This window comes from Flavobacterium sp. KY-23415 (assembly GCF_055384985.1).
The window spans coordinates 4,297,074-4,311,354 of sequence record NZ_AP044001.1 but is presented as its reverse complement, the minus strand read 5'-3'; the positions used below and the strand labels follow the sequence as shown (position 1 = coordinate 4,311,354).

The 14,281-nt window shown below is 29.9% G+C and carries 10 protein-coding genes and 5 tRNA genes; 14 read left to right on the top strand and 1 reads right to left on the bottom strand.

The window, feature by feature from the left end; genetic code table 11:
- The first annotated feature begins 123 nt into the window (after positions 1-123).
- A complete protein-coding gene (locus ACZ49Z_RS18925) occupies positions 124-342 on the top strand; it encodes a hypothetical protein (RefSeq protein WP_464305858.1) in 219 nt (72 codons plus the stop codon).
- A gap of 80 nt (positions 343-422) precedes the next feature.
- Here ACZ49Z_RS18925 and ACZ49Z_RS18920 read toward each other — a convergent pair whose 3' ends face one another.
- A complete protein-coding gene (locus ACZ49Z_RS18920; protein ID WP_464305857.1) occupies positions 423-587 on the bottom strand; it encodes a hypothetical protein in 165 nt (54 codons plus the stop codon).
- Positions 588-1,113: 526 nt separating this feature from the next.
- Here ACZ49Z_RS18920 and ACZ49Z_RS18915 point away from each other — a divergent pair.
- The 13 genes from ACZ49Z_RS18915 (at position 1,114) to ACZ49Z_RS18855 (ending at position 14,272) form a co-directional block, all read left to right on the top strand.
- On the top strand, positions 1,114-1,548 hold the full coding sequence (locus tag ACZ49Z_RS18915; RefSeq protein WP_464305856.1) for a hypothetical protein: 435 nt from the start codon (positions 1,114-1,116) through the stop codon (positions 1,546-1,548).
- Between the two features lie 46 nt (positions 1,549-1,594).
- Entirely contained in the window at positions 1,595-6,664 is a 5,070-nt protein-coding gene (locus ACZ49Z_RS18910; RefSeq protein ID WP_464305855.1) for a DUF5724 domain-containing protein, read from the top strand.
- 1,569 nt (positions 6,665-8,233) lie between these two features.
- On the top strand, positions 8,234-8,512 hold the full coding sequence (locus tag ACZ49Z_RS18905) for a hypothetical protein (RefSeq protein WP_464305854.1): 279 nt from the start codon (positions 8,234-8,236) through the stop codon (positions 8,510-8,512).
- 5 nt (positions 8,513-8,517) lie between these two features.
- Complete coding sequence (locus ACZ49Z_RS18900; RefSeq protein ID WP_464305853.1) at positions 8,518-10,725, top strand: NACHT domain-containing protein; 2,208 nt, start codon at positions 8,518-8,520, stop codon at positions 10,723-10,725.
- Positions 10,709-11,104: a hypothetical protein gene (locus ACZ49Z_RS18895; RefSeq protein WP_464305852.1), complete on the top strand. Its 396-nt coding sequence runs from the start codon at positions 10,709-10,711 to the stop codon at positions 11,102-11,104. Before ACZ49Z_RS18900 ends, ACZ49Z_RS18895 begins: the two co-directional genes overlap by 17 nt.
- Positions 11,101-11,514, top strand: a complete 414-nt coding sequence (locus ACZ49Z_RS18890) for a hypothetical protein (RefSeq protein ID WP_464305851.1) — start codon at positions 11,101-11,103, stop codon at positions 11,512-11,514. The genes ACZ49Z_RS18895 and ACZ49Z_RS18890 overlap by 4 nt, the downstream gene beginning before the upstream one ends.
- A complete protein-coding gene (locus ACZ49Z_RS18885; protein ID WP_464305850.1) occupies positions 11,504-12,586 on the top strand; it encodes a radical SAM protein in 1,083 nt (360 codons plus the stop codon). The genes ACZ49Z_RS18890 and ACZ49Z_RS18885 overlap by 11 nt, the downstream gene beginning before the upstream one ends.
- 708 nt (positions 12,587-13,294) lie before the next feature.
- Positions 13,295-13,429 (top strand): hypothetical protein, encoded by a 135-nt coding sequence (locus ACZ49Z_RS18880; RefSeq protein WP_464305849.1) that lies wholly within the window; start codon positions 13,295-13,297, stop codon positions 13,427-13,429.
- A gap of 68 nt (positions 13,430-13,497) precedes the next feature.
- Positions 13,498-13,584: transfer RNA gene (locus ACZ49Z_RS18875), tRNA-Ser, on the top strand.
- 22 nt (positions 13,585-13,606) lie between these two features.
- A tRNA-Asp gene (locus ACZ49Z_RS18870) sits at positions 13,607-13,678 on the top strand.
- Between the two features lie 133 nt (positions 13,679-13,811).
- Positions 13,812-13,883 (top strand) — tRNA-Glu (locus ACZ49Z_RS18865).
- A gap of 159 nt (positions 13,884-14,042) precedes the next feature.
- Positions 14,043-14,115: transfer RNA gene (locus ACZ49Z_RS18860), tRNA-Pro, on the top strand.
- 85 nt (positions 14,116-14,200) lie between these two features.
- Positions 14,201-14,272: transfer RNA gene (locus ACZ49Z_RS18855), tRNA-Met, on the top strand.
- Positions 14,273-14,281: the final 9 nt, after the last annotated feature.

Sequence of the window (14,281 nt, the reverse complement as noted above, 5' to 3'; positions counted from 1 at the left end):
GAGCAATGCAAATGTGTTTTCTGAATTGGGAATAGTATAAGAACATAACTATTCGTTTACATAACCTAGATAATTAGTTAATAGAAGTTGTTTTCCTTTGTAACAAACAAACAATAAACAAACATGGAAAACAATTATCTAACCCTTTTAATGGCACTATTTTTTTTAGGCAATACTTGTTCGTTTACAATAAGCGAAAACCTCTCTTGTTATTGGGAAAACGAGGAGCGTTCTTCAAAAACAGAAAAACTAAGAACACTTACGCCTCAAAAAAAAGGAAAACAAGTTTCAAAAAAAGGAAACAGAGACATTAATCAAAACTCCAATGAAGAATGGTATTAACATTCAAACAAGAAAGAAAACGTTTTAACAAACAAAAGGTCGCCTAATTTAGACGACCTTTTTTACCAGAAAAAATAGTATTAGTCCAAAGGTCCCCAAACGCATTCTAGCTCAGCACAAAAACGTCCATATTGAACGCAATCCCCATTTTCATTTGTGCATTTTGCTCTTCCGCCTTGAACAGTTCTTTTTTCTTTCTTTTCTAATTCTTTAACTCCTCCTAAATTTAAAATACGATCTAACATAATTTTTGTTTGTTTAATTTATTTGATACTAAAGTTACTCAAAAAATAAATGGATATAAGTAATTATTTGATTTTTAACTTAATGTACAGTAAAGCTGTAAAACGAGATTTAAATGCGTATTTTAGTGATAGAATAAAATGAAGTGACACAGTTTATTGAACACCTCCAAATTTTAGATCTCCAACCTAAAATTTTACGTCACCCTACCTAAATGTTTAGGTCCCTAACCTAAAATTTTGCGTCACCCTACCTAAAAGTTTAGGTCTCCAACCTAAAATTTTACATCACCCTACCTAAATGTTTAGGTCTCTAACCTAAAATTTTACGTCTCCCTACCTAAAAGCCAGCATCTCATTTGTTGTTCAATTTTCTGGAGTTTCTAATGTTCTTTAATTAATTGAAAAGATAATATTACCTGTAAACTGACCAAATTATTATTAATTATAAATAATTTAAAAATTTACATTTCAAAATCTTTAAAAAATAATTATATTGTAAGCTTAATTTTACAATCATATAAATAAAATGAAACTCACAATTTCAGTAAAACAATTAGGAAAAAAACATCCTATACTACAAGATAATACAATTAGTTTAGCGCTTTCTAGCTCAATAGTAACTTTAAAAGACCTACTTGAAGCTGTTGTAGAAAGTCAGGTTGAAAAATTTAAAACTTCCTCTTTTGAATGGGACGATCAAGATACCCTTCATTTACCCAAAGAAAACTATTTACCTATTTTAACAGACACAGGAAAGATAGGCTTTGGAGCACTTTATAATCATAATACAATTGATTTACAAAAAGCAAAAGAAACAGCTCTTTTAGCTTATGAAGACGGATTGTTTGCTGTCTTTTATGGCGATGATGAGCTTCAAACACTTTCTGATACTATAGATTTATCTGAAAACAAAGCACTTGCTTTTATAAGACTTACCTTTTTAGCAGGAAGCTATTGGTAACAAACAACAAGAAAAAAATCAATACTATATAAAAATCAATACTACTATGTCAATTGAACTTGCATTAGCGAAAAATGTAACTGAAAATCCTCTTGCTCGCTATAAAAGAGAATTAGAAGAATGTATAAACAATGATTTTATACTAAATCAAGCACAAAATAATAAACTTGAAAAAGTGGTTGCAGAATTTGGAAAGCAATTAGTAACCATAAAAAACAATAACAGTTATTACATTTCTCTTGGGTCAGAAGAATCTGCTCTTTTTGAAAAATGGGTAACTAATACTATGTGGGATAATCCAGAATATTATGATTTATTACTTTATTTCTTTGGAGAGATTAATGCCAAATATGTAAAAGAAGCTTGGAATAAACTTCCTTATAAAGCCTATCAAACAGGATATGCAAGACGTTCATTTAGAGCTCCAAATCACAATAAAATTTTATTAGTAAACCAAGTTAATTTTCTAAGAACATTACTTTTAGGATCTTATTTGTATCAATATAGAAATAATATCTGTTACAATTTAACCATAGAGGAACAAATAAAATATGATACAGAAATAACCAATCCTCAAAACCAGTTTATGATTTGGTCAGCAGCAATAGACGCTGGAGATCAAAAAGTATATCAATTAATTGAAGATATTATTTTTAATAAAGAAACAGTAGGGAAAGTATCAAAAAATATAATTAAGGCCTTACTAAATAGCGAAAAGAAAAGCTCTTGGGAACTAGTAGAAAAACTACTACTTGCTGCACAACGACAAGAAGGATTGCGTCAAACAGTTTTAGAATCGTTAGACGAAACAAGTATAGAAGCCTTAGAATACATGATAAACGTTATTATTGAAAATAAATTAACTCGTTTTTCATCGGTAGTAAGAGCAATAGACACTTGGACAGGACTAGGTTGGGAAGCAGAAAAAGAAACCACAGTGCGTAATATTCTTCAATTTGCATCGCACTATTTTGCCAATCAAGATAGTATACCAGCAGGCATTCAAAGCAAAAACAATAACGAAGTTTACATGGCATTATGGGTACAAGGCGTTTTAGATATTCAAAAAACAGTACCCTATTTGCATGATTTATTAGAAAATGGATCCATAGAAAAAAAATGTTTAGCCATACGATTTGCTGGTGAAACCAACGATCCTTACACCGAAATGCCTATTTATTACAAAGCATTAGAAACAGACAACCTTCAAATACTTGCTTTTTTATCGTATAGAATGAAAGCTTTGTTGGAAGCAAACATAAAAGGAAAATACTATATAAATAACCCAGATTATCCCAACTTTTTTCGAAAAGTATATGATTTAACACAATCTATCACTGTAAAAGAAAAAACATTTGAAGGGAAAGTATTCTCTTGGTTTACTGTTAAATTTGAACGCGATACGCTATATGCTTCAGCAATGGCATTAGTAGGAGAAAATCAAGAATATTTACAACTTATATTAGACGATTTTGACAGCCTATCAATTCATTTAAGAGAAAAAATAACCCGAGAAATACTAGGAAAATACTACTGTTATTCTTTTTATGCTTTAAAAGATAATACGACTGCTTTAAAAGAAAAACCAACAGAATTTCAAAGAGAGTTTGCCTCAAAAGTAATAAAAGATAGAGGAGAAGCTATAATGGCTTCCGCTATTTGTACATTGAGTGCTGTAGAATTAAATAAAACAGAGTTAGACCTTTTTGAAGACTTACTAAAACGTAAAAATTCTACTCTAAAGAAAAATATAATTGAAATGCTAATTAAACAAGATGATAGCATTTTAATCTCTTTTGTAGAAGGAGTTATAGAAAAAGGAAACATTGAACAACGAATGAGTGCCTTAGACCTTATTTTACAACTTCAAAAAGTAGAAAGATTACCTGAAAAAATAACAGAATGGATAAAAGCATTTTCAGAAAAAAGCAACCTTTCCGAAAGAGAATCTAAGTTTTTAGAACAAATAAATCCATCTAATGATATAGAAGTATTATCACAAGAAAATGGCTATGGTTTTTATGATCCAAATGCAATTTCTACTTATGCTTTACCCGAAATAGCAAAAGACTCCTTCTACACACAAGTAACCCAAAAAAACAAATATGGTTTTTCAAAACCGTATGAGGCAATCAAAGAAGCATTAAATAGATTATACAATCTTTTTGAAGCTAATAAAGATTACGAATATGAAATAGAATATTATGATAATACTAGAGAAAAAGTACTATTAGGAAACAACTTTAATGAGCAAAAAAGATTAACAGACAAAGCAACACCAGAAGAGCGTTTTGAGAATTACCCATTACATACAGTTTGGGAAAATTGGTATGTAACTGAAGAATTACAGCCTATAGATTTATTCTTATTAAGTTTTGCAACTGCTTGCGATAGAAAAGTATTTAGGGATATATTAGAAGAATATGTATTCTATTATCATAATGAAATCCCGAACCCTAAGAAAGATAAATACTATTGGTCCAATCCTTTGTTTACAATTATAAATGCATTAAAACTAAAATTTCCTTTCAAAGAAAAACAAGAGTACCTTATAGATGGCTGTTCAAAACTCTTTAGTAATTTGCCTCAATCTGTTTTAGAATATAAATACAAGCCCCAAAAAAACAATTATTATAGAAGTTCAGAAAGCGGCAATGGTTTTCAAAGCGAATCTTATTTTGGTGTGTTCTTAGAAGCAATTTCACTAAATAAATTAACAACAGCACAGCAACATAAAGTTTGGAACTTATATAGATGGTATCAATTATCTGGCCTAAAAGAAAATTATTCCTTTATCAAACCACCTTTGTACATGTATTGTGTGGCTTATGAAAACAAATATATAACCGAAGGAGAACTATATGAAGGCATTTTAGATGGTAACAGGTTGTCTTTATTAACAGGAGATAAAAACAACCGTAGAGAGCGTGATAGTGCTAATTTAATGAAAGACTTTCCTTTCTTATCGCCAATGATAGATAAAATAAGAAAAACATTCTTAGATATTGAAGTGAAGCGAGGAGATGCCAATACATCCGTAACCCATTTGGTACAACGTTTAGAAAAAATATACGGAGCCAATCGCTTTGTAGAACTGCTAGAAAACGTAGGAAAAGCCAATCTATACAAAGGCTATATTTATTCATGGGGGTATACCGAAATGAGTAAGCAAAAACTATTTAGCTTCTTATTAAAAAGATGCTTCCCATTGCAAACAGATACTCAAGAAACATTTAACACCTTAGTACAAAAAAGTAAACTTACAGAAGAACGTCTGGTTCAGGCAGCTATCTACGCACCACAATGGCAAAAACTAATTAGCAATTACCTAGACTGGAAAGGACTAGATGAAGGTATTTGGTGGTTACATGCTCATACTAAAACATCAAGTTATAGCGATGTTAATTCCGAATTAGAAAGTGAAGTAGCCAAATATTCTGCAATAGACCTGCAAGACTTTAAAAACGGAGTTGTTGATAAAGACTGGTTTGTATCATCATATAAACAATTAGGAAAAGCCAAATGGGAAATATTATACGATGCAGCCAAATTCATAACCGATGGAAACGGACACCGAAGAGCACGCTTATATTCTGATACTCTAACTGGAAGTTTAAAAATTAGAGAAGTAACTGCAAAGGTAAAAGACAAACGCGATCAAGATTATTTACGTGTTTATGGATTAGTACCACTTAGTAAAACCAATGCAGAAAAAGACATTTTACAGCGCTATGAATACTTGCAACAATTTAAAAAAGAAAGCAAAGAGTTTGGTTCTATGAAACAAACCAGTGAAGCTTTGGCTCTTAGTGTTGCTATGGAAAACTTAGCCCGAAATGCAGGCTATGTAGACCCAATGCGATTAACGTGGGCAATGGAAACCAAACAAGTACAGCAAATATTATCAAAAGATACTGCTATTTCTTTTGATGATGTAACCATTAGCTTAGTTATTAACCAAGAAGGTAAAGCCGATTTAGAAGTAACCAAAGGTGATAAAAAATTAAAAGCTATACCTGCCAAATTAAAGAAAGAAAAAGAGCTAATAGAACTAACCAGTTATAGAAAAACCATGCGAGAGCAATGGTCACGTTCAAGAAAAGGACTTGAAGAAGCTATGGTAAGAGGAGATGCTTTTACATTAGACGAAATGACAAACTTATTTGAACATCCAGTAATTTCTAAACATTTAGAAAAACTAGTATTTGTAGTCAATGATACACAAGTAGGTTTCTTTTCTTCGGGTAATTTAGTAGCTGCTACAGGAGAAATTATTCCATTAGATGAAAAACCAACATTTAGAATAGCACATTGTTATGATTTGCATGCCAATGCTGTTTGGACAGATTTCCAATCGTATTGTTTTGATAACAAGTTAGTACAGCCATTCAAACAAGTTTTTAGAGAGTTATATGTACCTACACCAGACGAGTTAGCCGAAAGAGCCATTTCTCGCCGCTATGCAGGACATCAAGTACATCCAAAACAAACTTTGGCTCTTTTAAAGAATAAAGGCTGGAAAGTAGATTATGAAGAAGGCTTGCAAAAAGTATTTCATGCAGCAGGTTTCCAAGTAAAACTATATGCCATGGCCGATTGGTTTTCACCAGCAGATGTAGAAAGTCCAACACTAGAAACTATAGAGTTTCATTCGTTAAAAGATTATAAAAACATTCCTTTTGAAGACATTAACCCAAGAATATTTTCAGAAGTAATGCGCGACGTAGATCTTGTAGTGAGCGTAGCCCATGTTGGAGGAGTAGATCCAGAAGCCAGTCATTCTTCTATTGAAATGCGTGCTGTTTTATTAAGGGAAACACTGCGACTGTTTAAAATTAATAATGTTGAGGTAAAAGAATCACATGCTTTAATTACTGGAACTATGGCAAATTATAGTGTTCATTTGGGTAGTGCTGTTGTGCATCAAACACCAGGGAAATATTTATCCATTTTACCTGTTCATTCACAACATAGAGGTAGACTGTTTATTCCTTTTGCCGATGATGATCCGAAATCGGCAGAAGTAATGTCGAAAGTACTCTTGTTTGCTAAAGACAATGAGATACAAGACCCAACTATTCTTTCACAAATCGACAAAAAGATTCCTGTAGCATAAATACAAATTTAGATGATATAAAAAACCTCAGTAATATACTATTGCTGAGGTTTTTTGGTTAAACCCAAATTGCGCAGTAGAATTCTATTACGAAAAAGGGCTACTTTATATTTGCTTCAGTGCACTGTTTTACGTTCTCAATGTAGCTACTGTTACCTTTGAGGGGTAAAACTTCTGTACTTCGCAATTATTTAGTATTTGTTTCTTTGATTACAAAGGGTTATGTGTAATTTGGGTTGAATGACAAAAAAGGCTTTGTCTTAGGGGTACCACATCTACGGGGTATCTACGGGGTTACTATGGAGTAAGTATGGAGTAAGTATGGGGTAAGTATGGAGTAAGTATGGAGTAAGTATGGAGTAAGTATGGAGTAAGTATGGAGTAAGTGTGTTTTTTAGTTTATGGTTGTAGGTTAAAGGTTGTATTGCAAATCTATGTGTTTATTTAATCGTAAACCAATATTCTCAAAACTTGTCTTGCTGTAGGCATGCTATTTGGAATTTTACAAACAAGATTATCAACAATGAACCATTAATGATTTACCATTTAAAAAACAACGGATTAAAATCACGTTGCTACAAAATGGGTCGTTCCTCTGGAACTTACACGTTTTGTGTTAATGGGTAAGAGCAATTTTTATTAATAATTTATCATCTATCATTCACCATTAATTTTAGAGTTCGATATATATTGTAGGTCAGGGTTTTAACCTTGTCATTAGAATAAAACAGGAGACGGAGAGGAATTTTAACCACCCCGTCCTTCGGACACCCCTCCAAAGGAGGGGAATAGAAGTTTTTTATGAAATTGCTTTTCGCATTTCCTAAAAATCACTGACGTATTACAAACAAAAAACTAATTTATAACACTATCATTCACCATTAAAAAGCAACGGATTAAAATCGCGTTGCTACAAAATGGTTCGTTCCTCTGGAACTTACACGTTTTGTGTTAATGGGTAAGAGCAATTTTTATTAATAATTTATCATCTATCATTCACCATTAATTTTAGAGTTCGATATATATTGTAGGTCAGGGTTTTAACCTTGTCATTAGAATAAAACAGGAGACGGAGAGGAATTTTAACCACCCCGTCCTTCGGACACCCCTCCAAAGGAGGGGAATAGAAGTTTTTTATGAAATTGCTTTTCGCATTTCCTAAAAATCACTGACGTATTACAAACAAATAATTAATAACACTATCATTCACCATTAAAAGCTAGCATCTCATTTGCTATTCAATATTGCGGAGTTGCAAATGCGACCCTTTACAGGGTGACAATTTTGCGCGTAAAGATTTAGACAGTATGGTTTCTCATCAACCATTAATAATTTTCCATTAATTCAAAAACAGGTATTTCTACTTGCAAAATAGTCTTGGTATTTTTTTAGATTTGAAAACAACTATTTCTCACTTTTTCTTACAAATAAAGAAAAAAACAACCTCTTTTTTGTTTACATTTGAGAAAGAGTACCCTTATAATTCATTTATTTTTAGGGTTTACGAGAAGCCGTAAAATAGTGTGGGGCGTTTTTGGGATATTTGTAATCTAAATATAAAAATATAAAATGAGTAAAACGATAAAAATCCTTTTGATAATTCTAAATATAGGAATGATTCTGCTTTCCATAAAGTGGTATTTAACAAAATATGAAGACGAGCCTTTAATTTCGATTATTGGGCAGTTATCTGCCTTAATAGTAATTATATCGGAAAATAAAATAAATTCTTTTATAAGTACTAAAAAGAACATTAGAAGCAATGTTGATGTTGATGTAACAAAGGGAGATACTGTTAAAGTAAATAAAAATGAAGATTCTGAAATAAAAATTAAAACAAGAGATTAAACTAAATGAATTTGAATTTTTTTAAGAATATAAAATTGCTAAATATTAAGGTAATTAATATCAACAAAAACAAAAACTCTAAAATTACGCTTGTTGAAAATCAAACCGTAATTGAAAAAAGAATTATTTTAAAAGATGAATTAATTTCTGCTTTGAGAAATCAAAACGAAGCTCAAATTAATACTCAAATTAATTCTGGTAAATACTTAAAAAATACTTTTTTGGAAGTTGGTAATCAAAAAGATTATTTAAGATATTTCTGTTCTCCAATTTTTTATTTAGATAAAATATTTGATATAATTGATGTTTTAGATTTTAGGTATTTGAATCTAAATCTTGAGAAAAAATCTGAACCTACTTTTTCATTAGAGTTGGAGAATTTTTTAATAGAAAAAAGAAACTTAGAAATTAATAATTCATTTGATTTTTTTGTTCGTTTATATCAGCATTTAGAATCGAAAAAAGAATTTATTGAACACCATCCTAGATTAGGAAACATAAAAACTAGATTTGAACTTAAAATAAGGGACTTAGTAGATGATTTAATTTATTTTAAATCTAAAGTAATTCTGATAACTGAAATGGCAGGGCAAGGAAAGACTAATTTCTTATGTGATTTTGTCGAGAACTTTCTTCTGAAAAAAAATGTCCTTAATGTCTTTTTAACTGGTATTGAAATTAAGTCTGATGATATAAGGCAATCAATTATAAAAAGAATTTTTCCTGATGATGATAATATTACTTTTTCTGATATTTTAGATGTTGCGGAAGAAATTTGTAAAGAAAAAAATGAATATTTTGTAATTATTATTGATGGAATAAACGAGAACTACAACACTAAAATTTTCTCTAATAGTTTAGAATTGTTTATTTCTGATATACAGAAATATGAATTTGTAAAAATAGTTTTAAGTTGTAGAAGTGAATACTACAAAGATAATTTTTTAAACCTGGAAAAATCTAATTTTTCTAATACTTTGACCGTTATTGATTCCCTTATGAAAAGAAATCTTGATGGTCAAATATTAGAGAAATTCTTTAATAATTACATTAACCATTTTAATATTAGTTATAGCCATATTGATGAAGATGTAAAAAGGCAACTGTTATCAAATTTTTTATTGTATAGAATATTTTGTGAAACCTATGAAAATAAGGAATTAGATGTTATTGATAACATATACAAAGAAGAATTATTTAATAATTACTATTTAAAAAAGACTACTGAAATTAATAACCGTTTAAATAATTCCAATGGTTCTAACCTCATAGGTTCGATTGATATTAAAAACTTTATTAAAAAAGTTGTAAAGAAGATGATTGAAAAAAAACAATATACAAATATTGTTTTAGATGAAATTTTAGATTCTCGGGATGATAAGGAATTATATGTTCGTTTTTTGGATGAAAATATATTAATTAAGCGAGATTTAATTGAGTATGGTAATTCAATTTTCGGTTCTAGTGAAGTTGTAAATTTTACTTTTGATGAATTTAGAGATTTTTTAATTTCTGATTTTCTAATAAATGAAGTATTTGTAAATTCTAAAGACGAGTTTACTGAATTCATATTAAATGAAGTAAAGAAAGAATCTCCATTAATGGAGGGTTGTAGCACATTTTTATTTTATAAATCAAGGAAAACTGCTGATACTGATTTGAAAAGCGTCATAAGTTCACAAATATGGTTTAAAAATGTTTTTGCTAAATGTATTTTTAATGTAAAAGATGATGATATTTCTACAGAAGATAAAAGCACTTTAAAAGAACTGTTATTTGATGTATCTATTCCTAAAAAGAAAATAATTTTAAATCTAATAAATAATGGAAATACAAAAAATTTAAACATTGACTTTTTATTTGATTCCCTATTAGAAATGGATGAAGAGGAATATAGACTAAACTTTTCTGAAAATTTTGGAACATCAAATTATAGATATAATAAAATTGACCAAGATGACATATTAAGCTTTTTAACTGAGAAATTATATTCAGGATGGGTTAATACTGAAAATAGACACAAACTATTTGAATTATTAATCTATATGTTTTTAAATGATAGAAGCTATATTGTAAAAGAACTTTTCGAGAAATATTATTTTCAGAATACTGAAATTGCTACACTGAAATTAAGAAAAGTAATGAATGCTAAAAATGAAGTTTTAAAAAATGAAATAAATAAATTTATTCAAAGATATGGTATTAGCTTATGATTTTTATAAAGCTTTTTGGTTATTGAATCCTAAATTATCTAAAGAAAAATTTTTAGACATAGTTGGAGCCGAAAAAGGATATTCTCTTAATATGTTTACTAGAATTCATAATTCTATTTATTCTGAATTAATTGATGTAGAAAATGAATATGATAAATATTATTCTTTTGAATATGAAACTTTTGAAGTTTATCTGTTTAAAAAGTATAATTTAGAAACTAAAGCAATTAAAAAACTAATTAAAAAAAGGAATAAATTCCCGCATTGTAGAATTTATAGAAAAGATGATCATTCATATGGAGATTATAATATTCCACAATTTATTACCTCTGAAACCATGTACAAGAGAATTACTAAATTATTAAAGCAAGAAATATGAAAATTAGATATGATTTTGTAACAAATAGTTCATCTACTTCATTTGTGATTATTTCTGATGGAGAATTTAATCTAAAAGAATTTATTGATGCTGTAGGAATTAAAAATGATTCTGAATTTATTGATATTTATAGAGAATTATTTTATTCTTTTAAAAATGATATGACACCAATCAGAGAAATATATGAAAATGAAACATATCAAACTTTTGAGGAGTTTGTTGTTGGTTATTTTTGGAAAAATGGAGAAGAATTACTTCCATTAATTTTAGATGCTGAATCTAAAGGTAAGGAAGTATATACAGGTCAATTAAGTAGTGACCGAAATGATATTGAAAGCTTTTTTTGTACCGATGAATTCATTATCGAGAGTAATAATCTTTACATAAACGCACAAGAAGATGGTTGGTAATCCAAATATAGTTTTTAAAAAATATCCTAAACAAAACTATTCTGTAATTTTTAATAAAAAAACGGGGTATTTTGTAAGGGCTGAAGATAAAGGATTTCCCGAGCCACTTTGGGCTGAACATGGACCCGAACTTTTGGACATTAGCATTACTAATTGGTGTGACCAAGGTTGTAGTTTTTGTTATAGAAAATCGACTACTAAAGGAAGTCATATGCCTTTTGAAGATTATGAATTTATAATGAAACAAGCCCAAAAGTTAGATGTATTCCAAGTAGCTTTGGGAGGTGGAAATCCAAATCAACACCCTGAATTTATAAAAATATTGGAAACCACCGTAAAATATGGGATTGTACCTTGTTATACAACGAATGGAAGAGGTTTAACTCCTGAAATATTAAAAGCTACTAAAGAACTATGTGGTTCTGTTGCTATAAGTGCTTATGAACCTTATTCCGATTTTAGAAATTATCTTGAAAAATTATTTGAATATGGAATTAAGGCAAATGTTCATTTTGTAACCGATAGTAAATCTATTGATACAGCAATTTCTTGGTTGGAAGAGCCACCTAAATTTCTTGAGGGTATTAACTCTTTAATTTTTTTAAACTATAAGCCTATAGGCAGAAAACCTGATTTATCTTTATTGCTTAAAGACTCAGATAAGATAAAGAAGTTTTACAGCTTGGTTAAAGAAAATAAAAATGTATTAAAAATAGGTTTTGATAGTTGTAGTATTTCAGGGGTTGTAAAATATTTAGATGTAAACTCTAATTTTTACGAAGGTTGCGATGCTGGTAGATTTTCAGCTTTTATTGATGAAAATTTAAGGATGATGCCTTGTTCATTTATGACAAATAATGATTGGTATGGAGATTTGAAAAAAGTAAGTATGTTAGATATATGGCAGAATAACGAGTTTTTTAAAAAGTATAGAAATAATATTTTGAATAACGGATGCTTTTCTTGTTCTTTTCAAAAAACTTGCATGGGAGGTTGTCCATTTATCGAAGAATTATCACAATGTGATTGGAAAGATGAAAGGTTAGGTTTTGATTTTCAAAATAGAAATTAGAAATATCCAAAATTTATGTAGAATAGGTGAAAAATTAAATAGATCAATAAGAATTTTTTGTTACATAAAATTTATTTTTATATTTGCGCCCATAATGAAAACACAAAGACAACATATAGCAATTCTATCAAAAGATAGTAACTACCGTTTAGCAGGAGAATTTCCAGCTAGGGGCTATAGGTCGTTTGCAGTGTTTATAAGGTTTTAAAAGAATAGAAAAGTAATTTTTACGAACCCAAAATATACAAGCGTCCTTCACAAGAGGGCGCTTTTTTTGTTGTTTAGGATTTAGTGATTAGTGATTAGTGAATAGAAAAGAATTTTAAAAAAAATAAAAAAAATGTTTAATGTTTAATAAAAATAAAACAAAATAAGACTTGAAAGCTAAGCAAATGAGAGACAGTCATTTGGATGATTTAAGAATATCGGTTGTAAAACGGACAGGGTTTTCTTTGTTTAAAATTAAGTATAACTAATTGAAAATCAATAAAATAATTTAAAAAAATATTTGGAAGTTAACTTTTTTTGACTTTATCTTTGCAGCAGAAATTTTGAAAGAGAAGTTAGTTAAAAGTTAAAAACTAAAAATTAATAACTAAAAACTAAAAGTTAAAAATTAATAACTAAAAGTTAAAAATTAAAAATTAATAACAATCGTTATGTACTAAGGACTATCCACTAAGTACTAACAATTAAAAAAATAAGAACATGAGAACACTAGATATACAATATAACGGACAACAAGGAATGAATTTAATTTCACTAGAGCGTAGTTTTTCAGTTAAGCCAAGTTTCGACTTTGCAGCAGGAATAAATAGGCAGGTGCATCAATACAGGCAATGAGATAATAGTATCTTATTTGTAAACATGAAGCACCTTTAACGAGGTGCTTTTTTTGTGTTTTGTAATTTGGAGAGTAGGTAAATATTGGTTTGTTACACCCGACTGCTAATCGGTTTACTTACAGGGTAATGAGGGTTCAATTCCCTTGCTCTCCGCTAGTCTTTAGAAAGGGATTTTGGCTTATTGGGGTAATGGTTAACCTTCCCGACTGTCTCTCGGGAGCTACGAGTTCGATTCTCGTATAAGCCGCTTAACAAGTACTTAGTAATTAGTAATTAGTCAAAAGTACTTAGTAATGAAATATAGGAATGGCGAAACGGGTAAACACGTCAGACTTAGACTCTGAATTTTGAGCGTTCGATTCTCTCTTCCTGTACAAAATGCTCCGTTCGTCTAACGGTTAGGACAACTGCCTTTCGAGCAGTAAATACGAGTTCGATTCTCGTACGGAGTACAAATTGATTTGTGATGTAATGGGTTAGCATAAGAGACTTTGACTCTCTTTGTTCAGGTTCGAATCCTGACAAATCAACAAACGTTCTTAGAAAGGAACACCCACTCAAAGGATGGTTTTTTTGACTGTCTCTCAAAAAGACTTGACTTTGAGTAACCGCTGGGAAGATAACGATTGGTTGTTTACTCGCTTTGGATGCGAGAGGTTGTAGGTTCGAGTCCTGCTTCCCAGACTGTGTAGTAACTAGTGATTAGTGAATAGTGCATAGTAAGATTTTGACTCTCTTTGTTTGGGTTCGAATCCTGACGAATCAACAAAATGCTATAGCTCAAAGGGTAGAGCAGCAGCAACATATGCTGAAGATGAAGGTTCGATTCCTTCTGGTGTTTAAGTGCTTA

Bases quoted from the DNA above. Each gene is read 5' to 3' on its own strand.
- ACZ49Z_RS18915 (WP_464305856.1), top strand. From the start codon at position 1,114: ATGAAACTCACAATTTCAGTAAAACAATTAGGAAAAAAACATCCTATA.
- ACZ49Z_RS18880 (WP_464305849.1), top strand. From the start codon at position 13,295: ATGAGAACACTAGATATACAATATAACGGACAACAAGGAATGAATTTA.
- ACZ49Z_RS18920 (WP_464305857.1), bottom strand. From the start codon at position 587: ATGTTAGATCGTATTTTAAATTTAGGAGGAGTTAAAGAATTAGAAAAG.
- ACZ49Z_RS18910 (WP_464305855.1), top strand. From the start codon at position 1,595: ATGTCAATTGAACTTGCATTAGCGAAAAATGTAACTGAAAATCCTCTT.
- ACZ49Z_RS18925 (WP_464305858.1), top strand. From the start codon at position 124: ATGGAAAACAATTATCTAACCCTTTTAATGGCACTATTTTTTTTAGGC.
- ACZ49Z_RS18900 (WP_464305853.1), top strand. From the start codon at position 8,518: ATGAATTTGAATTTTTTTAAGAATATAAAATTGCTAAATATTAAGGTA.
- ACZ49Z_RS18885 (WP_464305850.1), top strand. From the start codon at position 11,504: ATGGTTGGTAATCCAAATATAGTTTTTAAAAAATATCCTAAACAAAAC.
- ACZ49Z_RS18905 (WP_464305854.1), top strand. From the start codon at position 8,234: ATGAGTAAAACGATAAAAATCCTTTTGATAATTCTAAATATAGGAATG.
- ACZ49Z_RS18890 (WP_464305851.1), top strand. From the start codon at position 11,101: ATGAAAATTAGATATGATTTTGTAACAAATAGTTCATCTACTTCATTT.
- ACZ49Z_RS18895 (WP_464305852.1), top strand. From the start codon at position 10,709: ATGGTATTAGCTTATGATTTTTATAAAGCTTTTTGGTTATTGAATCCT.